The organism is Halomonas marinisediminis (assembly GCF_004347715.1).
Taxonomy (GTDB): domain Bacteria; phylum Pseudomonadota; class Gammaproteobacteria; order Pseudomonadales; family Halomonadaceae; genus Halomonas; species Halomonas icarae.
Genome location: NZ_SLTR01000826.1, coordinates 1 through 225, shown reverse-complemented (window position 1 = coordinate 225; position 225 = coordinate 1). Strand labels below are relative to the sequence as shown.

Sequence of the window (225 nt, the reverse complement as noted above, 5' to 3'; positions counted from 1 at the left end):
ATCTCGCCTTCCTGACCGACGACATCTACGGGCTGTGCCAGCGCCTGATGGACGCGGGCGTGACCATCAACCGCCCGCCGCGGGACGGACACATGGCCTTCGTGCGCTCGCCCGACAACGTCTCGATCGAGCTTCTGCAGAAAGGCGATGCCCTGCCCCCGGCCGAGCCCTGGGCGCAAATGGAAAACACCGGGCACTGGTAGGATGATGCGCGCGGTGGCCCTG

1 protein-coding gene is annotated in these 225 nt (G+C 67.1%); it reads left to right on the top strand.

Annotated features, from left to right (window positions below; genetic code table 11):
- Positions 1-203 (top strand): VOC family protein (locus tag E0702_RS18670; protein ID WP_368816931.1); only part of this gene is annotated, 203 nt, incomplete at its 5' end.
- Between the last annotated feature and the right edge of the window lie 22 nt (positions 204-225).